20 protein-coding genes are annotated in these 20,744 nt (G+C 64.6%); 9 read left to right on the plus strand and 11 right to left on the minus strand.

What is annotated here, in order from left to right; all coding sequences use genetic code 11:
- Positions 1–6: 6 nt before the first annotated feature.
- The 7 genes from prmA to ACSVIK_RS08265 all read right to left on the minus strand — a co-directional run bounded on the left by prmA (position 7) and on the right by ACSVIK_RS08265 (position 9,103).
- Complete coding sequence (prmA, locus tag ACSVIK_RS08235; protein WP_442443856.1) at positions 7–885, minus strand: 50S ribosomal protein L11 methyltransferase; 879 nt, start codon at positions 883–885, stop codon at positions 7–9.
- 134 nt (positions 886–1,019) lie between these two features.
- Entirely contained in the window at positions 1,020–2,375 is a 1,356-nt protein-coding gene (gene accC, locus ACSVIK_RS08240; RefSeq protein ID WP_442443857.1) for an acetyl-CoA carboxylase biotin carboxylase subunit, read from the minus strand.
- A 17-nt stretch (positions 2,376–2,392) separates the two neighbouring features.
- Positions 2,393–2,857 carry an acetyl-CoA carboxylase biotin carboxyl carrier protein gene (accB, locus tag ACSVIK_RS08245; RefSeq protein ID WP_442443858.1) on the minus strand — a complete coding sequence of 155 codons (465 nt, stop codon included), beginning with the start codon at positions 2,855–2,857 and terminating at the stop codon, positions 2,393–2,395.
- Positions 2,858–2,907: 50 nt separating this feature from the next.
- Positions 2,908–3,354, minus strand: coding sequence for a type II 3-dehydroquinate dehydratase (gene aroQ, locus ACSVIK_RS08250; RefSeq protein ID WP_442443859.1), 447 nt, complete (start codon positions 3,352–3,354; stop codon positions 2,908–2,910).
- Between the two features lie 121 nt (positions 3,355–3,475).
- On the minus strand, positions 3,476–5,263 hold the full coding sequence (gene dsbD, locus ACSVIK_RS08255) for a protein-disulfide reductase DsbD (RefSeq protein WP_442443860.1): 1,788 nt from the start codon (positions 5,261–5,263) through the stop codon (positions 3,476–3,478).
- A gap of 164 nt (positions 5,264–5,427) precedes the next feature.
- Complete coding sequence (locus ACSVIK_RS08260) at positions 5,428–7,392, minus strand: methyl-accepting chemotaxis protein (protein ID WP_442443861.1); 1,965 nt, start codon at positions 7,390–7,392, stop codon at positions 5,428–5,430.
- Between the two features lie 79 nt (positions 7,393–7,471).
- Complete coding sequence (locus tag ACSVIK_RS08265) at positions 7,472–9,103, minus strand: diguanylate cyclase (RefSeq protein ID WP_442443862.1); 1,632 nt, start codon at positions 9,101–9,103, stop codon at positions 7,472–7,474.
- Between the two features lie 256 nt (positions 9,104–9,359).
- On the opposite strand from ACSVIK_RS08265, the gene ACSVIK_RS08270 reads away from it, so the two are divergent.
- The 4 genes from ACSVIK_RS08270 (at position 9,360) to speA (ending at position 13,909) form a co-directional block, all read left to right on the plus strand.
- Entirely contained in the window at positions 9,360–10,406 is a 1,047-nt protein-coding gene (locus ACSVIK_RS08270; protein WP_442443863.1) for a DUF2333 family protein, read from the plus strand.
- The gene (locus ACSVIK_RS08275; protein ID WP_442443864.1) at positions 10,406–10,954 is read left to right on the plus strand and encodes an NUDIX hydrolase; all 549 of its coding nucleotides are present in this window, start codon (positions 10,406–10,408) and stop codon (positions 10,952–10,954) included. Before ACSVIK_RS08270 ends, ACSVIK_RS08275 begins: the two co-directional genes overlap by 1 nt.
- 552 nt (positions 10,955–11,506) lie before the next feature.
- On the plus strand, positions 11,507–11,878 hold the full coding sequence (locus ACSVIK_RS08280; RefSeq protein WP_442443865.1) for a translation initiation factor Sui1: 372 nt from the start codon (positions 11,507–11,509) through the stop codon (positions 11,876–11,878).
- A 117-nt stretch (positions 11,879–11,995) separates the two neighbouring features.
- Positions 11,996–13,909, plus strand: coding sequence for an arginine decarboxylase (gene speA, locus ACSVIK_RS08285; RefSeq protein WP_442443866.1), 1,914 nt, complete (start codon positions 11,996–11,998; stop codon positions 13,907–13,909).
- 33 nt (positions 13,910–13,942) lie between these two features.
- Here the strand turns inward: speA and ACSVIK_RS08290 are convergent, their stop codons facing one another.
- Positions 13,943–15,067, minus strand: coding sequence for a methyltransferase (locus tag ACSVIK_RS08290; RefSeq protein WP_442443867.1), 1,125 nt, complete (start codon positions 15,065–15,067; stop codon positions 13,943–13,945).
- Between the two features lie 70 nt (positions 15,068–15,137).
- Between ACSVIK_RS08290 and ACSVIK_RS08295 the strand changes: the two genes are divergently transcribed.
- The gene (locus tag ACSVIK_RS08295; protein ID WP_442443868.1) at positions 15,138–15,914 is read left to right on the plus strand and encodes a ferredoxin--NADP reductase; all 777 of its coding nucleotides are present in this window, start codon (positions 15,138–15,140) and stop codon (positions 15,912–15,914) included.
- Here the strand turns inward: ACSVIK_RS08295 and ACSVIK_RS08300 are convergent, their stop codons facing one another.
- Together ACSVIK_RS08300 and mscL are read right to left on the minus strand one after the other, a co-directional pair.
- Positions 15,915–16,940: a CNNM domain-containing protein gene (locus ACSVIK_RS08300; protein WP_442443869.1), complete on the minus strand. Its 1,026-nt coding sequence runs from the start codon at positions 16,938–16,940 to the stop codon at positions 15,915–15,917.
- A gap of 124 nt (positions 16,941–17,064) precedes the next feature.
- Positions 17,065–17,481, minus strand: coding sequence for a large-conductance mechanosensitive channel protein MscL (gene mscL, locus ACSVIK_RS08305; protein ID WP_442443870.1), 417 nt, complete (start codon positions 17,479–17,481; stop codon positions 17,065–17,067).
- Between the two features lie 144 nt (positions 17,482–17,625).
- Here mscL and ACSVIK_RS08310 point away from each other — a divergent pair, with 144 nt between their 5' ends.
- Positions 17,626–17,868 carry a YdcH family protein gene (locus ACSVIK_RS08310; protein WP_442443871.1) on the plus strand — a complete coding sequence of 81 codons (243 nt, stop codon included), beginning with the start codon at positions 17,626–17,628 and terminating at the stop codon, positions 17,866–17,868.
- 73 nt (positions 17,869–17,941) lie between these two features.
- Positions 17,942–18,220 (plus strand): YdcH family protein, encoded by a 279-nt coding sequence (locus ACSVIK_RS08315; protein ID WP_442443872.1) that lies wholly within the window; start codon positions 17,942–17,944, stop codon positions 18,218–18,220.
- Between the two features lie 22 nt (positions 18,221–18,242).
- Here the strand turns inward: ACSVIK_RS08315 and ACSVIK_RS08320 are convergent, their stop codons facing one another.
- Positions 18,243–18,737: a GNAT family N-acetyltransferase gene (locus ACSVIK_RS08320; RefSeq protein ID WP_442443873.1), complete on the minus strand. Its 495-nt coding sequence runs from the start codon at positions 18,735–18,737 to the stop codon at positions 18,243–18,245.
- Between the two features lie 90 nt (positions 18,738–18,827).
- On the opposite strand from ACSVIK_RS08320, the gene radA reads away from it, so the two are divergent.
- The gene (radA, locus tag ACSVIK_RS08325) at positions 18,828–20,186 is read left to right on the plus strand and encodes a DNA repair protein RadA (protein ID WP_442443874.1); all 1,359 of its coding nucleotides are present in this window, start codon (positions 18,828–18,830) and stop codon (positions 20,184–20,186) included.
- Between the two features lie 183 nt (positions 20,187–20,369).
- Positions 20,370–20,519 carry a hypothetical protein gene (locus ACSVIK_RS08330; protein WP_268179114.1) on the plus strand — a complete coding sequence of 50 codons (150 nt, stop codon included), beginning with the start codon at positions 20,370–20,372 and terminating at the stop codon, positions 20,517–20,519.
- Positions 20,520–20,744: the final 225 nt, after the last annotated feature.

The following is a 20,744-nucleotide window of genomic DNA, read 5'->3' on the forward strand; positions in this document are numbered from 1 at the left end:
CAGCCTTTAGCGCTTGATGCCGCTGATGCGCACCCAGCCGTCCTTCTCGGCGGTCGGGTCGAGGATGAAGGCGCCCTGGTAGGCGGCGCGGACTTCCTCGGCCTGCTCGGCGAGAATGCCCGACAGGGCCAGGCGTCCACCGGTTTTGACCAGCGTGGTGATCTGAGGTGCCAGGGAAACCAGCGGGCCGGCCAGAATGTTGGCCACCACCACCTCGGCCTGCTGCTGGGGCAGGTCGGCGGGCAGGTAGACCGGGAAGCGGGCCGGGTCGATGCCGTTGCGCGAGGCATTGTCGCGCGAGGCTTCCAGCGCCTGCGGGTCGATGTCGGTGCCCACGGCCTGCGGTGCGCCGAGCAACAGGGCGGCGATGGCGAGAATGCCCGAACCACAGCCGAAGTCGAGCACGTTGCAGCCTTGCAGCGGTTGGCCGTCGAGCCACTCCAGGCACAGGGCGGTGGTCGGGTGGGTGCCGGTGCCAAAGGCCAGGCCGGGGTCGAGCAGCAGGTTGACCGCTTCCGGCTCCGGTGCGGCGTGCCAGCTCGGCACTATCCACAGGCGCTGGCCGAAGCGCATCGGCTGGAAGTTGTCCATCCAGCTACGCTCCCAGTCCTGATCCTCAATGCGTTCGAGCTGATGCTCGGGCAGGCTGCCGCCGCACAGCAGTTGCAGGTGGGCGATCAGCGCCGCCTCGTCGGTGTCGGCCTCGAACAGCGCCAGCAGGTGGGTGTTCGACCACAGTGGGGTGGTGCCCAGGTCCGGCTCGAAGATCGGTTGGTCTTCGGCGTCCATGAAGGTCACCGACACGGCGCCGATGCTGAGCAGGGCGTCTTCGTAGGTCTCCGCCTGCTCCGGGGTGATGGCGAGACGGACTTGTAACCAGGGCATGGGAGGCTCCCTTCGGGAGCAGCTTCAAGCGTCAAGCCTCAAGCTGCAAGAAAAGAAAGGAGCGGCCTAGGCCGCTCCCTTGAGTTGCATATCGTACAGCTTGCCGCTTGAGGCTTGCAGCTTGCCGCTCGATTTTAGTGCTTATCCATCCCCAGCTTCTTCTCCAGGTAGTGAATGTTCACACCACCCTTGAGGAAGCCCTTGTCGCGGGTCAGGTCGCGGTGCAGCGGCACGTTGGTCTTGATGCCGTCGACGACGATCTCGTCCAGGGCATTGCGCATGCGCGCCATGGCTTCGTCGCGGTCACGCCCGTAGGTGATCAGCTTGCCGATCAGCGAGTCGTAGTGCGGCGGCACGCTGTAACCGCTGTACAGGTGCGAGTCGACGCGTACGCCGTTGCCGCCCGGAGCATGGAAGTGCTTGACCTTGCCGGGGCTGGGCATGAAGTTGTCCGGGTCTTCGGCGTTGATCCGGCACTCGAGGGCGTGGCCGAGGATCTTCACGTCTTCCTGCTTGATGGACAGCTTGTTGCCAGCGGCGATGCTGAGCATTTCCTTGACGATGTCGATGCCGGTAACCATTTCGGTGACCGGATGCTCGACCTGCACGCGGGTGTTCATCTCGATGAAGTAGAAACGGCCGTCTTCATAGAGGAACTCGAAGGTGCCGGCGCCACGGTAGCCGATCTCGACGCAGGCATCGACGCAGCGCTTGAGCACTTCGGCGCGGGCCTTCTCGTCGATCTGCGGGGCCGGGGCTTCTTCGATCACCTTCTGGTGACGACGCTGCAGCGAGCAGTCGCGGTCATACAGGTGAATGGCGTTGCCCTGGCCGTCGGACAGCACCTGGACTTCGACGTGACGCGGGTTGCCGAGGAATTTCTCCAGATAGACCATCGGGTTGCCGAACGCGGCACCGGCTTCGGTGCGGGTCAGCTTGGCCGATTTGATCAGGTCTTCTTCCTTGTGCACCACGCGCATGCCGCGACCACCACCGCCACCGGCGGCCTTGATGATCACCGGATAGCCCACTTCACGGGCGATGCGCAGGGCCTCTTCCTCGTCTTCCGGCAGCGGGCCTTCGGAGCCGGGCACCACGGGTACGCCGGACTTGATCATGGCGTCCTTGGCCGACACCTTGTCACCCATCAGGCGGATCACGTCGGCTTTCGGGCCGATGAAGGCGAAGCCGGAGTTCTCCACCTGCTCGGCGAAGTCGGCGTTCTCGGCGAGGAAGCCGTAGCCCGGGTGGATGGCGGTGGCGCCGGTCAGCTCGGCGGCGCTGATGATGGCCGGGATGTTCAGGTAGGACTGCGAACCAGGCGCCGGACCAATGCAGACGGACTCGTCGGCCAGGCCCAGGTGCATCAGCTCACGGTCGGCGGTGGAGTGCACGGCCACCGTCTTGATGCCCAGTTCCTTGCAGGCGCGCAGGATGCGCAGGGCGATTTCGCCACGGTTGGCGATCAGGACTTTTTCCAGCTTCTGCATTGCAGGCTCCCCGCGCATCAAACGATGGTGAACAGGGGCTGGTCGTACTCAACCGGCTGGCCGTTTTCCACCAGGATGGATTCGATCACGCCGCTGGCCTCGGCCTCGATGTGGTTCATCATCTTCATGGCTTCGACGATGCACAGGATGTCGCCCTTCTTCACGGTCTGGCCGACTTCGACGAAGTTGGCCGAGGTCGGCGAAGCGGCGCGGTAGAAGGTGCCGACCATCGGCGAGCGGGCCACGGTGCCGTTCAGCTTGGGTGCGGTGGCCGGAGCGGCTTCGGCGCTCGGCGCGGCGGCAGGGGCTGCCGGGGCAGCGGCCGGAGCCGGGGCCTGGGCATAGACCGGCTGCGGCGCATAGGCCGGCTGCTTGCTGTGGCGGCTGATGCGGACGGACTCTTCGCCCTCTTTGATCTCCAGCTCGTCGATACCGGACTCTTCCAGCAGTTCGATCAGTTTCTTGACTTTACGAATATCCATGCAGATTCAACTCCCAGAGGTGAGGTAGGACTTGTCTACCGAGCGCCGCCTCAGGCGCGCCCGGCCAGTTGTTCGAGTGCCGCTTCCAGGGCCAGCCGATAACCGCTGGCACCCAGGCCGCAGATCACCCCTACGGCAACGTCGGAAAAGTAGGAGTGATGGCGGAAAGGTTCACGCTTGTGCACGTTGGACAGGTGCACTTCGATGAATGGGATGCTCACCGCCAGCAATGCGTCACGTAATGCGACACTGGTGTGAGTGAAAGCGGCAGGATTGATCAGGATGAAGTCGACGCCTTCGCCCTTGGCGGCGTGGATGCGGTCGATCAGTTCGTACTCGGCATTGCTCTGCAGATGCAGCAGATGATGACCCGCCTCACGGGCGCGCTGCTCCAGATCCTGATCGATCTCGGCCAGGGTGGTGGCGCCATATTTGTCGGGCTCGCGGGTGCCCAGCAGATTGAGGTTGGGGCCGTGCAGCACCAATAGGGTGGCCATGCTCAGGTTCCTTGTGGGTCGAACTGCGCAGGACTATGCCGCAGCGACCTGTTATCAGCAATAGTCGGCACGATGCCTGCCATTTGCGGCAGAAATATGACTATAGCAGGGGTTCTGGTCGTTACCGGGCGCTTGCCGCATCCAGGCGGGAGGCAAATGCCGGCGCATCGATCTCCCCTACGACACGCAGATCATGCAATTCGTCACCACTGCTGGCGAACAACTGGATGGCGGGCGGGCCGAACAGCTTGTAGCGATCGAGCAGGGCGCGCTGGGCGGCATTGCTCTCGGTGATGTCGAAACGAACCAGGCGCCAGCCGGCCAGCTTGCTGCCCACTTCGGCGTTGCCGAACACCTCGCGCTCGATCACCTTGCAACTGATGCACCAGTCGGCGTACCAGTCCAGCAGCAGGGGGTGACCGGCCGCCTTGGCTTCGGCCAGGGCGGCATCCAGTTCGCCTGGGGTGCTCAGGGTCTGCCAGGCATCGCTCTTGGCGCTCGCCGGGCTGGCGCCGGCCTGCAGTTGGCCGAGCGGCCTGAGTGGGTCGGTGGCGCCCTGCAGGGCGCCGACCCAGGCGGCCAGGGCGTACACCAGCAGCGCCAGGCCGGCGATCTGGCCGAGCTTCTGCCGGTGCGTCTTGGGGCCGAACTCCAGCGCGCCGAGGAACACCGCCACGCCGCCGGCCAGCAGGCCCCACAGGGCCAGGCTGAGGCTGCCCGGCAGTACACGCTCGAGCAGCCAGACCGAGACCGCCAGCAGCAGTACGCCGAAGGCGTTGCGCACGGTGACCATCCAGGTGCCGGTCTTGGGCAGCAGGGCGCCACCGCCGACGGCGAACAGCACCAACGGCGTGCCCATGCCCAGCCCCAGGGCGAGGAGCTTGAGGCCGCCACCGAGGGCATCGCCACTGGCACTGATATAGAGCATGGCGCCAGCCAGCGGGGCTGATACGCAAGGGCTGACCAGCAGGCTGGAGAGTACACCGAGCAGAGCCGCATTGAGGTGTGAGCCGCCCTGAGTCCGGCTCGCCAGGCGATCTAGCGGCTCGCTCAGGGCGCGTGGCAGGCGCAGCTCGAACAGGCCGAACATGGCCAGGGCGAACAGTGCGAAGAAGGCTGCGAAGGGCACCAGCACCCAGGGCGACTGCAGGCGTGCCTGCAGGTTGAGGCCGGCGCCGAACAGGCCCATCAGCGTGCCAAGGATGGCGAAGCAGATGGCCATGGGCAGCACGTAGGCCAGCGACAGGGTCAGCGCGCGCCTGCCACCGAGCTGGCCGCGCAGCACCACGCCGGAGAGGATCGGTAGCATCGGCAGTACGCAGGGGGTGAAGGTCAGGGCCAGGCCGCCGAGGAAGAACAGCATCAATTCCTTCCAGTGCAGTGCGCTCGCCATGGTCGCGACTTGGCCCAGTGCGCTGCCCTGGCCGGCGCTGGGCATATCGCCAATCTCGATGAACTCGGTTTCCGGTGGGTAGCACAGGCCCTTGTCGGCGCAGCCCTGATAGCCGACCTGCAGGCGCAGCGGGCGGTCGTCCGGATTGTGCAGCGGCAGGCGCACGTCCAGCACGCCATAGTAGACCTCGGTATCGCCGAAGAACTCGTCATGCTTGGGCTTGCCAGGGGGGAGCTCGGGGCTGCCCAGTTGCAGGTCGGCCGGCTCCACCTTGAAGTTCAGGCGGTGGCGGTAGAGGTAGTAACCCTCGGTGGCGACGAAGCGCAGGGTCACCGACTCGGCGTCGCTGTTCACCAGGCTCAGCTTGAAGGCTTCGCGCACCGGCAGGAAGTCGCTGCTGTTATTGAGCGGCGCCCCCAACGGCGCAGGGGCCGGGCGCTGGTCGAGCAGGCCGGCGGTGGCGGGCAGGCTCAGGCAGAGCAGAAGCAGCGGAAGCAGAAGGCGACGCAGTGACATCGGGGACATATCTCGGCGAGAAGATGGCGGCATCATACCGGAAAGCGCCCATCGACAGCGCCGTCGCGGCGCTGGGCAGCTCCTTGCGGCTGATGAGCGGAGCCTTCGAGGGTCTCTGGCCAGCCGAGTTCCCGAGCGAGCCTGTGTTGCCTTGTCGCAGCCGGCTAGACGCGAAATACCTGCACCGCAGCATGCAACTGATTGCCCAGTTGCAACAGGCGCTCGCTTTCCTGGCGGCCTTCGGCGATGCGCCCGAGGTTGTCCTCGCCGAGGTGATGGATACGCTCGCCGTGCTGGCGAATCTCACCGACCGCCTCGCTCTGCTGCGCCACCGCGCCGGCAATGCGGCCTGCCATATTGGCGATGGTGCGGATCGAGGCGACGATTTCGTCCAGTGCGCCGTCGGCGGCTTCGGCCTTGGTCGCGGTGAGTTCGGCATGTTCGACCTGGGCACGCATGGCCTGCACCGACTGGTGCGCGGCCTTCTGCAGGCGGCCGATCAGTTCCTGGATCTCCGCCGTGGCGCTGCCGGTGCGTTGCGACAGCGAGCGCACCTCGTCAGCCACCACGGCAAAGCCACGACCGGCCTCGCCGGCGCGCGCCGCTTCGATGGCGGCATTCAAGGCCAGCAGGTTGGTCTGTTCGGCGATGCCGCGGATTACCGTCAAGACACTGCCGATGGTGGCCGTTTCGTCGGCCAGGCGCTCGATGGCCTGGGCGTTTTCCTGCACCTCGCCGACCAGCGCATGCAGGCCTTCGAGGCTCTGGCCGATGACCTCTTGCCCCTGCACCAGCGCCTGGTCGGCGGCGCTGCTGGCCTGAGCGGTCTGGCTGGCGTCCTCGGCCACCTGGCCGATGGTGGCCTCCAGTTCACCCAGGGCATCGCGGATCAAGGCGGTGTCGCTGGCCTGATCCTGAGCGCTGCCGTGCAGGCCGCTGCTCAGTTCGGCCAACGAACGGCTGGAGCTGGCAACCTGGCCGGCATGGCCGTTGATGCTGGTGACCAGCTCGACCAGATAGCGGCGCAGGTGCATCAGCGAATCTTCGATGTCGCGCAGTTCGCGGATGCGCGAATCGATGGCGATGCTGGAGGAGAAGTCGCCAGCGGCCCATTGCGACAGGGCCGGCACCAGTTGCGCGAGCACGCGGGAAAGGCGGCGCTGGATGCGGTCGATGGTCAGCGCGATGAGCAGGATCAGGCCGATCATCAGGCCCTGGGCCAGCCTCACTTCGCTCTGAATGCGTCCGTACTCGGCCTTGACCAGCGGCTCCAGCGCGGCCAGTGCCTGTTGCAATTTGGCGATGCGCTCGGCGGTCGCTGTGGCCAGCTCATGGCGTTGTTCGACCAGCTCGCGGGTGCGTTGCAGTTCGCCCGGGTAGCGGCGCACCAGGGAGCCCAGCTCACGTTTCAGTGCGATGCCGCGATCCTCCGCCTGGCTGGTCTGTTCGCCGGTATCGAGCCCCATCAGGGCGGCGAAGCTATCGCTGGCCGAGCTGGATTCATCTTGCACGCCCAGCAGGGGCAGGCCATCGAGTGTGCTGGCGTACTGGCCGAAGGCGTTCAGTTCGCGCTCGACGTCGGCGAACAGTTCGCTGTTGCCCTGGCTGACGAAACGGTTGCGGGCGTGGGCCAGGCGCAGCAGGCGGTTGCTGGCCTCGAACAGGGGCTGGCGGTAGCGCTCGGCGTTGCTGCCGCTGGCACTGCTGGCATAGCTGGCCAGTTGTTCGAGGTTACCGGCCATTTCCCGTTCGGCCTGTACCAGCAGCGCTTGCGGGTCGCCGGCCAGCTTGCCCACGGCGAGCAGTTCGTTGGCGCTGAAACTGCGCAGGCGCTCGAGGCTGGGGCGCAGTTCGGCGGCCAGTTGCTGGGGCAGTTCGTCGACGGCCTGGGTCAGGTTTTCCAGGGCCTGATTGGCTGCACTGAGCTGCAGGGCATTGCCGCTGCTGAGGTAGGCCTGGATATTGTCGGCCACGTCATGCTGGAACTGCTGCGACAGGCCGAGGTAGCGCTCCATCAGCAGCATTGGTTGTTGCAGCGCACGCTGTGACCACCACAGCGTGGCGGCCAGGGCCACGCAGACGGTCAGCAGAAGTGCGGTATTGAGGTTGGTGAGCAGCTTGAGGCGCATGACAGGCTCGATCGACAACTGAACGATGAGCGCTGAATATATTGCCGTTCGATGACGATTTTATGGCGTCGCTTTTTTGTTAGGTGTCATCGGTCATGCGGTCGTTCTGGTACAGCTCGACGCGATTGCGCCCGCCATGCTTGGCCTGGTAGAGCGCCTCATCGGCCTGTTTCGACAAAGCCTTGCTGTCCAGCCCCGGGCGCAGCATGGCGATGCCGGCGCTGAAGGTGCAGCTCAGATCCTGCGGCTGGGCCGGGTAGTGGATTTCGGCGAAGCGCTGGCGGATCTCGTCCAGTACCCTGAGCGCCGAGTGCTCGTCGGTGTCGGGCAGTACCACGGCGAATTCCTCGCCGCCGTAGCGGCCGATATGGTCGGTCTTGCGCAGGCGCTGCTTGAGGAACAGGGCCAGGCTCTTGATCACGCGATCGCCCATGGGGTGGCCGTAGGTGTCGTTGACCCGCTTGAAGTGGTCGATGTCGAGCATGGCGAAGGCCAGCGGCCGCCCGTCGCGGCGCGCACGGAAGCAGGCGTCTTCGAGCAGTTGCAGGGTGTGGGTGTGGTTGTACAGGCCGGTGAGGCTGTCACGCACCATGCGCGCCTTGAGGCTGCGCGCCCGCGCCGCACGGTTGCGCACGGTGGCGATCAGATGGCGCGGCTTGATCGGCTTGGTAAGGAAATCGTCGCCACCTTCGCTCATGGCATCGAGCTGCTTGTCCAGGTCGTCCTCGGCCGACAGGTAGATGATCGGCACGCTGACGTAGCGGTCGTTGTGGCGGATCACCTTGGCCAGCTCGGTGCCGTTGCACTCGGGCATGTACATGTCGAGGATGATCAGATCCGGCTGGAACTCCGACAGCGCGTCCATCGCCCGGATCGGTTCGGTCAGGGTGTGGGTGAGAATGCCGGCGCTGTTGAGCACCCGTTCGGTATGGGTCGCCTGCGCCTTGGAGTCGTCGACGATCAGCACCTTGTAGGGGTCGTACTGCACGACGTGGGTGAGCACCTCGATGCGTTCGAGCAGGCTCGATGCATCCAGCGCGCCGACGAAGAACTCCTGTCCGCCTGCACGTACCGCCGCCAGGCGCGTTGGGGTGTCGGTATCGGTATGGCTGTAGAACAGCACGGGAATCTTCTGTTCCAGGCCTTGCTGGGCCGCTTTGGCCAGCTCCAGGCCAACGCCGGAGAAGTGCACGTCCATGATGATGGCGGCCGGGTGACGCTCGCTGACGGCGGCGCGGAAGGCGTCGGCATTGTCCAGGGCGTGTGCCACCAGGCCGAAGAATTCCAGTTGCTGGGCCAGACGTTTGGCCCGCTCATGATCCTGCAGGGCCAGGTACACCGGCTTGCGCAGCGGCGGCAGGAAGGTCTGCTCGTACTGGTCGCCATGCCGCAGGCCAGTGCGCGACATGCGCTGCATGATCTGGTTGAACGAGGCGATCAGCGCGCTGTTGAGACGCCCGCGATTTTCCGTCACGGCTTCCAGGCACTCGGCGATGGCCTGGGCCAGCGCCCTGTGCTCGGCTTGCTCGAAGCGCTCGGCATAGCGCAGCAGGCGCGTGTTGGCTTCGCGCAGCTCGTTCATGCCGGCTTCGTTCCACTCGCTGCGCTGCAGGCGCTGCCAGACTTCCAGCACTTGCCGGGCTTGATGGATCACGCGCTGGGCGAAGTGGTGCTTGAGGCGATCGTGATTGGGCTCTGGCGACTCGAGCATGGCCGATTTCCGATGGCAAGCGATTGGTGGCTTGATGCTATCACTGGCGACTCTGGATGGACATTGCTGTCGCTCAATTGACGCCAGCATTTTTCGTCGATCAGGCAACAGAAACAGCCGTTCTTTTTTCCAGTGGTAAGTTTGCCCTCATGCCCTGCGTTTTGCTGCGTGCTTGTCTTATAGTGCGGAGCAGGTCGCAACCTGTTTTGCAGTTAGCGGTCGAACACACGAACTCGCTAAATGGAAGGACACAGCCATGCTGGACTGGAAGAATCGCGACAAGCCCTCACCCGACAGAGCCGATAAGGCTGCCGGTGGTAGCGGCAGTAAGCTGATGGTTCGCGCAGTGGGAGGGCTGATCGGCGTCTACCTGCTGGTTACCCTGGTCGTCGGTTGGTATTGGAGTCAGGAGCCGGCAGCCTTCCAGGTGCAGCAGCACGCCCAGGCGGCGGCGCAGCAGGCGCAGCGGCAGATGGTCACCGGCTACACCACGGTGGAAACCCTCAAGCAGGTCGCCAGCACGCTGCTCGACAAGCCGGGCGGTTACCTCTCCAATGACCTGGCGCCCCCCGGCCTGTGGCTGGACAATATGCCGAGCTGGGAGTACGGCGTACTGGTGCAGGTGCGCGACTTCTCCCGGGCATTGCGCAAGGACTTCTCCCGTTCCCAGTCGCAATCCACCGAAGATCCGAACCTGGCCAAGGCCGAGCCGCGCTTCCACTTCGACAACAAGAGTTGGGCCTTGCCGGCCTCGGAGTCCGAATATCGCGATGGCATCCGCTCCCTGGATCGCTACCTGGCCGACCTGAGCCAGCAGAAGGCGCAGTTCTATGCCCGTGCCGACAACCTCAACAACTGGTTGGGCGATGCCGGCACCCGTCTTGGCTCGCTGTCCCAGCGCCTGTCCGCCAGCGTCGGCCAGGTGCGTCTGAACGAGAGCCAGAAGGTCGGTAACGACGCCGAGGAGTCCGGCCTGGTGGGCGAGGGCGGTGTGTACGAGACGCCCTGGTTGCAGATCGACAACGTCTTTTATGAAGCCCGCGGCCAGGCCTGGGCGCTGGCGCACCTGCTGCGTGCGGTCGAGGTGGACTTCGCTGACGTGCTGGCCAAGAAGAACGCCACCGTCAGTGTGCGCCAGATCATCCGCGAGCTGGAAGCGGCGCAAGCCACCCTGTGGAGCCCGATGGTGCTCAATGGCAGTGGCTACGGCATCCTCGCCAACCACTCGCTGGTGATGGCCAACTACATCTCCCGCGCCAACGCCGGCCTGATCGACCTGCGCCAGTTGCTGAGCCAGGGTTGATGGCGCCGATCTCGGCGGCCGAGGCGGCGCACCGCGCCGCTTCCGATCGTGAGCAGGTGGCCTGGGTCGACGAACACGACCACCTGCTCGGCAGCGTACCCCGCGCCGCTCTGCGCGAGCGCGGTCTGATCGGGCGCTGCACTTACATCCTCCTGTTCGACTCCGCTGGTCAGCTCTGTGTGCACCGGCGCACCCTGAGCAAGGCCCTGTATCCCGGCTACTGGGATCTGGCCGCCGGCGGCATGGTGCTGGCCGATGAGGATTATCGGCTCTCCGCCGAGCGTGAGCTGGCCGAGGAGCTGGGCATCCGCGATGCCGAGCTGGTGGAGCACGCGCACTTCTTCTACGACGCGCCGGAAAGCCGGTTGTGGTGCCGGGTCTATTCGGCCGTGTCCGATGCGCCGCTAGTGCTGCAACCGGAGGAAGTGCTGGAGGCGCGCTTCATCAGCCTGGAGCAGGTATTGGAGGAAAGCCGTCGATTGCCCTATTGCCCGGACTCGCTGGTGGCGCTGCAGCATTACCTAAAAAGGCCGCTTGCGGCTAGCTGATGTCCCTCTCCTATTTATGGGAGAGGGTGCCCGAAGGGCGGGAGAGGGTGGTCGTGTCGGCGCCTGTATTCGTTCGTAGGGTGCGCTGTGCGCACCGTCTGTGCCTCGGATGCAGGGCCCTGGTGCGCACGGCGCACCCTACGGTGTCGCCGATTCCGGGTGCTCCGTGCGCGGCGCTATTCCCCGGATTGCATCCGGGCTACTAACAGCAGCATTAACTGGCGGCATGGTCGTAGGGTGCGCTGTGCGCACCGTCTGTGCCTCGGATGCAGGGCTCTGGTGCGCACGGCGCACCCTACGGTGTCGCCGATTCCGGGTGCTCCGTGCGCGGTGGCATTCCCCGGATTACATCCGGGCTACGGACGCAAACCTGGCGTCGCCAAAGTGCCGCACAATGACGCAAATCTGGTCTTAGCAAGCCCAGCCTTTGTCGTTACACTGCGCGGCCTTTGCGGCGGACGTCTGTCCGCCAGCGCTGCCCCTGCCTGAGTGGGGCCTCGCGGTCGATACACGTCGGCCAGTCGCTATCCTGACCCCTATGAGGACAAGCCGGTGGTCAAGAAAGCCTCTTCATTCTCCGCCCTGGGCGGTCTCGTCTATTCCACCGATGGCGGTCGCCATTGCCCGGACTGCAACCAGCCGGTGGACGCCTGCGTCTGCAAGCAGACGCGCATCCCCGAGGGCGATGGCATCGCCCGCGTACGCCGTGAAACCAAGGGGCGTGGCGGCAAGACCGTGACCACGGTGAGCGGCGTGCCGCTGGCCGAGGAGCCGCTCAAGGAACTGGCCAGCGCGCTGAAGAAGCGCTGCGGCACCGGGGGTGCGCTCAAGGACGGGGTGATCGAGATCCAAGGCGATCATGTCGAACTGCTGCTGGCCGAGCTGAGCAAGCGCGGCTTTACCGCGAAAAAGTCCGGCGGTTAACAGCAGCCTCAAGCGGCAAGCCACAAGCTTCAAGCAAAGCGACGGCTGTCATTCGTCATATTTTTGTTTCACAGTGCTTGCCTGCAGGGGGCGCCTACCATTTCCCAGGAGAACTCGATGTCCGCACGACGTACACGCAAAGACGACGGCAGCCAATGGACCGTAGCCGATAGCCGCAGTGTCTATGGCATTCGCCATTGGGGCGCCGGTTATTTTTCGATCAACGATGCCGGGCGTGTCGAAGTGCGCCCCAACGGCCCGGACAGCCAGCCGATCGACCTCACCCAGCAGGTCGACGAGCTGCGTCAGAGCGGCCTGTCGCTGCCTTTGCTGGTGCGCTTCCCGGACATCCTGCAAGACCGTGTACGCCGCCTGACCGGCGCCTTCGATGCCAGCATCCAGCGCCTGGAATACCAGAGCCGCTACACCGCGCTGTATCCGATCAAGGTCAACCAGCAGGAGGCGGTGGTGGAGAACATCATCGCCACGCAGAACGTTTCCATCGGTCTGGAGGCTGGCTCCAAGCCCGAGCTGCTGGCCGTGCTGGCGCTGGCGCCGAAGGGCGGCACCATCGTCTGCAACGGCTACAAGGATCGCGAGTTCATTCGCCTGGCACTGGTCGGGCAGAAGCTCGGCCACAACGTGTTCATCGTCATCGAGAAGGAATCGGAAGTCGCCCTGGTGATCGAGGAGGCGGCCGAGCTCAAGGTGGCGCCGCAGATCGGCCTGCGCGTGCGCCTGTCCTCGCTGGCCTCGAGCAAGTGGGCCGATACCGGGGGTGAGAAGTCCAAGTTCGGCCTGTCCGCTGCGCAGATCCTTTCGGTGGTCGAGCGCTTGAGCGCCGCCGGGATGGATCAGGGCATTCGTCTGCTGCACTTCCACATGGGTTCGCAGATCGCCAACATCGCCGATTACCGCAAGGGCTTCCGCGAGGCCATCCGCTATTACGGCGAGCTGCGTGCCATGGGCCTGCCAGTGGATCATATCGATGTCGGCGGCGGCCTCGGCGTGGACTACGACGGCACCCACTCGCGCAACGCCAGCTCGATCAACTACGACATGCAGGACTACGCCGATGCTGTGGTCGACATGCTCAAGGAATTCTGCGACCGCCAGGAAATCCCCCATCCGCACATCTTCTCCGAGAGCGGCCGGGCGATGACCGCGCACCACGCTGTGCTGCTGGTGCAGGTCACCGATGTGGAACGGCACAACGACAAGGTGCCGGAGATCGACCCGGAGGTGGAGCAGCCCGAGGTGTTGCGCTGGCTGATCGAGCTGCTCGACGACAGCGACCCGGAGATGGTCGCCGAAACCTACTGGCGCGCCACCCACTACATCGAGGAAGTGGCCGCGCAGTACTCGGCCGGCAAGCTCGGTCTGGCGCAGAAGGCCCTGGCCGAGCAATGCTACTTCGCCATCTGCCGCCGCCTGTACAACCAGCTCAAGGCGCGCCAGCGCTCGCACCGTGCGGTGCTCGACGAGCTCAACGACAAGCTTGCCGACAAGTACATCTGCAACTTCTCGGTGTTCCAGAGCCTGCCGGACACCTGGGCCATCGGCCAGATCCTGCCGATTCTGCCGCTGTCGCGCCTGGACGAGGAGCCGCTGCGCCGCGCCGTACTGCAGGATCTGACCTGCGACTCCGACGGCAAGATCCGCCAGTACGTCGACGAGCAGTCCATCGAAACCAGCCTGCCGGTGCACGAGGTTCGTGACGGCGAGGACTACGTGCTGGGCATCTTCCTGGTCGGCGCCTATCAGGAAATCCTCGGTGACATGCACAACCTGTTCGGTGACACCGACTCGGTGAACATCTACCAGGCCGCCGATGGCAGCGTGGTGCATGCCGGCATCGAGACGCACGACACCATCGAGGACATGCTGCGCTACGTGCACCTGTCGCCCGAGGAACTGATGACCCACTACCGCGACAAGGTGGCCAGCGCCAAGATCAGCGCCCGTGAGCGCACTCAGTTCCTCGACGCGCTGCGTCTGGGCCTGACTCGCTCGTCCTACCTGTCGTCGTAAGATCCACGCCCAGGGCGGGGCAGCTTGCCCCGTCTACTTGCTTGCCTTGAGCACCACGAACTTGGGCGTGGCCGCCACCTGCTCGACGCCGCGGAACTGGCGTTTGAGCTTGGCGTGATAGCCCAGGTGGCGGTTGCCGACTATCCACAGCTCGCCACCTGTGACCAGCGCCGTGCGGGCCTGCTGGAACATGCGCCAGGCGAGGAAGTCGCCAACCACCTGCTGCTGATGGAAGGGCGGGTTGCACAGCACCAGCTCCAGCGAGTCGGCCGGTTGTTCGGCCAGGCCATCGCCAGCGCGGATGGTCACCGGGCGTTCGCCTAGGGCTGCCTGCCAGTTTTCCCGCGCCGACTGCACCGCCATGTACGACTCGTCCACCAAGGTCAGCTCGGCCTGCGGGCTGCCCAGCGCGTAGGCGATGCCCAGCACGCCATTGCCGCAGCCGAGGTCGGCGACGCGGCGTGCGTCCAGGTGACGGGGCAGATGCGGCAGGAAGGCGCGGGTGCCGATATCCAGACCATCGCGGCAGAACACATTGGCATGGTTGACCAGCTCCAGTGCCGGTGTGTCCAGGCGATAGCGGCTCGGGTAGGGCGAACGGGGCGCCGCCTTGTCCTCCGCTGTGGCATGCAGCAGGCGGGCTTTCTTCACCGCCAGCGAGGCCTGTACCGGGCCGATGTACTTTTCCAGCAAATCACCGGCGGCGCGCGGCAGGTGCTTGACCATGGCGCCGGCCACCACCCGTGCGCCCGGGGCCAACTGGCCGTGCAGGCGGATCAGTTGTTCTTCCAGCAAGGCCAGGGTCTTGGGCACGCGGATCAGCACCCAGTCGAACGGCCCCTGCGGTGTTTCGTCGCTCGGCAGAAAGGTCACTGCGTCGCCACTCAGGCCATTGCTGGCGAGGTTCTTCTGCAGGGCGAGAAAGCCCAGGTGCGAGTCGCCGCTGCTGGTCACCTGGCAGTGCCCGGCCAGGGAGCAGGCAAGGGCGCCGAAGCCGTCATTGAGCAGCAGTACCCGGCTGCCTGGCTTGAGGCCTTGCGCGTGCAAATGATTGAGCAGGTACTCATCGGCGGCGTCGAAGGCTTGCAGAGGTTCGTTGGCCTGGTGCGGCTGGCGCTGCAGGTCGAGGCTGGCGAAGGGAGTGATGAAAATAGACATGGAAACCGTCGGTGTTTGCCGGTCGCACAATGCGCGACACTGACAGCAGATTCGGACAAGGGGGGCAATTATGACCGTCAGCGACGACAAGTTCACCCGTCAGACCTTGCTGGAAGTGCATGGCCTGACGCCGAGCCTGTTCACCCTGCGCACCACCCGCGATGCGGGTTTCCGTTTTCGCGCCGGGCAGTTTGTCCGTCTCGGTGTCGAGAAAGCCGATGGCAGCCTGGTGTGGCGCCCTTATTCGCTAGTGTCCGCGCCGCATGACGAGTTTCTCGAATTCTTTTCCATCGTGGTGCCGGGCGGCGAATTCACCAGCGAGCTGAGCCGCCTGCAGGTCGGCGACAGCCTGCTGGTGGAGAAGCTGGCCACCGGCTTCCTGACCCTGGATCGCTTCGTCGATGGTCGTGACCTCTGGCTGCTCGGCAGCGGCACGGGCGTCGCGCCCTTCCTGTCGATCCTGCAGGACTTCGAGGTGTGGCAGCGCTTCGAGCGCATCCTCTTGGTGTACAGCGCGCGAACTGCCGCCGAGCTGGCCTATCAGCCGTTGATCAGAGGCCTGATCGAGCTGGAGCACCTTGCCGAGTTCGCCCACAAGTTCAGCTATCTGCCGGTGGTCACCCGCGAGCAGGCGCCGGGCTGTCTCGGCGCGCGCATCACTGACCTGCTCGACAGTGGCGAGCTGGAGCGCGCCGCTGGCTTGGAACTGACGCCCGAGCATTCGCGGGTGATGATCTGCGGCAACCCGCAGATGATCGACGACCTGCGCCAGTGCCTGAAGGCGCGCGGCCTGAACCTGAGCCTGACGCGGCGGCCGGGCCAGGTGGCGGTGGAGAACTACTGGTGATCAGTCCTCGCGGATGGCCTTGATGCGGTGCTCCCAGCGGCGCTTGGCGAAGCGGCGCATATTGGGGATGTCGTCGGTCTCGTCGAGGATCGGCTTGCCGATGATGGTTTCCATGATGTCTTCCAGGGTCACCAGGCCGCGCCAACTGCCGAACTCGTCGTACACCAGGCACATGTGCTGACGCTCCTGCATCAGCAGGGTCATCAGGTTTTCCACGTTCATGCTTTCCGGCACCACCTTGAGCGGCTTCATGATCTGGGTGATGGGCTCGGCATCGTTCTCGGCGGCCAGGGCGTCGTAGCGGAACACCACGCCCAGCGGCGATTCGTCTTCGCCGATCACCGGGTAGCGGGAGAACTGGCTCTCGCGGGCACGGGCCTTGAACGCGGCGATGGATTCGTCCGGCGCGGCGGATTCGCAGACGATGCGCGGGGTCATGATGTCGCGCAAACGAATCTCGTGCAGGTCGAGGATATTGCCGATCACCCGCTGCTCGTCTTCGTCGAGCTTGCCCACTTCGCGACCGAGCAGGGTCAGCGCCTTGATCTCCTGGCGAATGTCGTGCTCGGGCTCCTTGCCGCCGAACAGGCGCATGAGCAGGTCCGACATGACGATGAACGGCTTGAGCAGCAGGATCATCGTGCGCAGCAGGCCCGGCAGGAAGGGCGCCAGGGCGCGCCAGTAACGGGCACCGATGGTCTTCGGCAGGATCTCCGAGAGCACCAGGATCAACAGGGTCATGATCGCCGAGGCGATACCCAGGTAGCCGTCACCGAAGACGATGGTCACCTGCGCACCGACGCCGGTGGCACCGACGGTATGGGCCACGGTGTTGAGGGTCAGGATGGCGGCCAGGGGTTGGTCGATCTTGTCTTTTAGCGCTTTCAGCCCTTCGTACAAGCGAGGTCGTTCGACTCGCTGTTGGGCGATGTAGCTGGGCGTTAGGGAGAGCAGGGCGGCTTCGAGGATGGAACAGAGGAACGAAACCAGAATGGAAAGGACAGCGAACGCTATCAGGAGTGTCATGTAGGGGGGTAAGTAGCCAAGGGATGACCAATGTAACGAAAGTCGCGCGGTAACAGGCCGGCAAGCTGCAACAAATCGTGTCTTGCGGCGGCGGAGCCCAGGCGGGCTCCGCTGGCCGTGGCGCTTATTCCTTGCCTTGCTGCGCCTTGAGCAGGTCGCGAATCTCGCTGAGCAGTTGCTGATCCTTGGTCGGCGCAGGTGGCGCCGCCGGTGCCGCTGCCTCCTCTGCACGCTTGAGCCGGTTCAGGCCCTTGATGCCCATGAAGATGGCGAAGGCGATGATGGTGAAGTCGACCACCGTCTGGATGAACTTGCCATAGGCCAGTACCACGGCGGGGGTGTCGCCCTCGGCGGCCTTGAGCACGATGGCCAGGTCGGAGAAATCGACACCGCCGATCAGCAGGCCCAGTGGTGGCATCACTACGTCGCCGACGAAGGACGAGACGATCTTGCCGAAGGCGGCGCCGATGATGATACCCACGGCCATGTCGACCACGTTGCCCTTGACCGCGAAGGTCTTGAATTCACTGATGATGCTCATGCGTGCTCCCTGGGTTGGTGTTGGCCCTGATTATGGCTGCTGTTTCGACGCCCGTCAGGCGGCGCCGTTCATTTGCCCTTTCAGTAACGGCAGGTGGCTGAACATCGGCTAGGCTGAAGGGGATTATTGCACCCGGAGGTTTCCATGGCGCTCGAACATCATCCACTGTCCCGTGAATTTCCCCAGCAGAGCGAGATGCTGCGCTGGCTGTTGCAGAACGACGGGCATTTCGCCCGGCTGGCCAGCGAGTACGAGGCACTGGACAAGCGCATCTACGAGATCGAGGACGGTCGTGCCGCAGTGGATGATCTGGTGCTGCAAGGGCTCAAGCTGCAGCGTGTGGCACTCAAGGACGAAATCGCCCAGTTGCTGGCCAAGGCGAGCTGAGCTTGATCGGCGTCAACAGGGCCGGATAGGGCAGCGGCTAAGCTGGCAGCACCCTTTCTACAGGAGCCTGGCCATGCATATCGAACATCACCCGCTGGTTCATGATTTCCCCGAGCTGCGCGACGCCTTGCACCGGCTGCGCCAGGAGGACAGCCAATTCGCCCGTCAGGCCGAGGAGTACGAGGCGCTGGACAAGCGCATCTGCCGCGTCGAGGACGGCATCGAGCCGCTCGACGATCTGTCGTTGCAGGCGCTCAAGCTCAATCGCGTAGCGCTCAAGGACGATCTGGCGCGGCAGCTCAAACGGGCCAATGGTCAATGCTGCGGCTGTGGCAATGGCTGCAAGGGCTGAGCGCCAAACTCGCTCAGTGCGTTCAATGCACGGGCGGGTTTACCAGGTAGCTGAGCAACCCCTGTGCCTCATCCTCCGTCCAGATTGCCCGGGGCGGCCTGGGTAATTCGCTGAACAGTTGCTGCCAGAAGGCCAGGGCCGTTTCGTCCTGGCGGTAGAAGCGCAGCAGCCAGGGGTTGCCATCGCCCATCACGCTCTGTACCACGGCGCGGCCAATGCCCAGGCGGCGGTAGCGCTTGAGCACGAACAGATCGGCGAACTCCGGCGCATCGATGCCCGGCAGTTCGCTGCGTTCGATCAGCACGAAACCGGCAATGAAACCGTCGGCGAGGATCAGGCTGGCGCTCCAGCCGGGCTCCTGCCAGTAGCGCAGCAGATGTTCCTCATGGATGTAGAAGCGGCCGTCCGCCTCGACATCCTCCTCTTCCCAGTCCGAGCTGTCATAGCTGTAGAACTGGTACAGGTTGCGGATCAGCGGTGCCTGTTCGGCGCGGGTGGGCAGCAGTTCGATCTGCATGGCAGTCCTTGATCAGGGTCGTGGTCTGTAAATTTATCCAGTTGTTCGGTATCGTTCCAGCCTTCGCTCAGCAGGCAGGACGATTTCCCCATGGCCAAGGCAAAACGCATGTACGGCTGCACCGAGTGCGGCGCCACCTTCCCCAAATGGGCGGGGCAGTGTGGCGAGTGCGGTGCCTGGAATACCCTGGTGGAAACCCTGGTCGAGGGCGCCGCGCCCAGCGGGCGTACCGGCTGGGCCGGTGACAAGGCCAACATCAAGACCCTGGCGGAAGTCAGTGTCGAAGAAATTCCGCGTTTTTCCACCGCCTCCAGCGAGCTGGATCGGGTGCTCGGCGGCGGCCTTGTGGATGGCTCGGTGGTGCTGATCGGTGGCGATCCCGGCATCGGCAAGTCGACCATCCTGCTGCAGACCCTGTGCAACGTCGCCCAGCGCCTGCCGGCGCTGTACGTCACCGGCGAAGAATCGCAGCAGCAGGTGGCCATGCGCGCACGGCGGCTGGATTTGCCACAGGACAAGCTCAAGGTGATGACCGAAACCTGCATCGAGTCGATCATCGCCACCGCGCGCCAGGAAAAGCCCAAGGTCATGGTGATCGACTCGATCCAGACCATTTTCACCGAACAGCTGCAATCGGCACCCGGCGGCGTCGCTCAGGTGCGCGAGAGCGCGGCTTTGCTGGTGCGCTTCGCCAAGCAGAGCGGCACGGCGATCTTCCTCGTCGGCCATGTCACCAAGGAGGGCGCGCTGGCCGGCCCGCGCGTGCTGGAGCACATGGTCGACACCGTGCTGTATTTCGAGGGCGAGTCCGACGGTCGCCTGCGCCTGCTGCGGGCGGTGAAGAATCGCTTCGGTGCGGTCAACGAGCTGGGCGTGTTCGGCATGACCGACAAGGGCCTCAAGGAGGTCTCCAACCCGTCGGCGATCTTCCTCACCCGCGCCCAGGAGGCGGTGCCCGGCAGTGTGGTGATGGCCACCTGGGAGGGCTCGCGGCCGATGCTGGTAGAGGTGCAGGCACTGGTCGACACCAGCCACCTGGGCAACCCACGGCGGGTCACCCTGGGCCTGGATCAGAACCGCCTGGCCATGCTTTTGGCCGTGCTGCACCGCCATGGTGGCATCCCCACCTATGACCAGGACGTGTTCCTCAACGTGGTCGGCGGGGTCAAGGTGCTGGAGACGGCTTCCGACCTGGCGCTGATGGCGGCGGTGATCTCCAGCTTGCGCAACCGCCCCTTGCAGCACGACCTGCTGGTGTTCGGCGAGATCGGTCTGTCCGGCGAGATCCGCCCGGTGCCCAGCGGTCAGGAGCGCCTCAAGGAGGCGGCCAAGCACGGTTTCAAACGTGCCATCGTGCCCAAGGGCAATGCCCCCAAGGAAGCGCCGCCCGGCCTGCAGATCATCGCCGTGACGCGTCTGGAACAGGCGCTGGATGCGCTTTTCGAGTAACTCAAGTCGCGGCTGAAGCCCCTCCCACAGGTGCCACGAGCAGGCTGTGGGAGGGGCTTCAGCCGCGATTCAGATATGCGGCGTTCTGCCGCGATCAGGCCGAGGTGGAAATTGACCGAGATCAATAAGTAGCAAGCTATCGACGCGCAGCATGAAGGTGTATTCAAACGAGGAGACACCATCATGTTCCTGTTCTTCGACTTCTTCTCTCGTGCCTTCAACTTCGATGCTCAGGCCGTGCAGCCGCGCGATGACGCACAACGCGAGCGCCAGCGTATCGCGGCGCGCCGGCAGCGTCGCCAGGCCGCTGAGGCAGCCTGTCGCGCTCACTGAGCAGGTTATGTGGGCATCTCCAGGGTTCGAGCAGACGCTGCCCGAACCCGCAACCCTTGCGGCTTCCTTCACGGTTGCCAGCCCGTGGGTCAAGGTGTCGGTGTAAAGTCGGTCTTGATACCGGATTGGCAAGTTTGTGTGGGTGGGCTTTTGCTTTCGGTGTAAAGCTGTTTATCGCGTTCTGCTGATATCTCCCGTTTCGCCTCCCGGCGACCTTCTTTTGTC

The sequence above is a fragment of the Pseudomonas sp. NCHU5216 genome (genome assembly GCF_052156495.1).
Lineage (GTDB): Bacteria > Pseudomonadota > Gammaproteobacteria > Pseudomonadales > Pseudomonadaceae > Aquipseudomonas.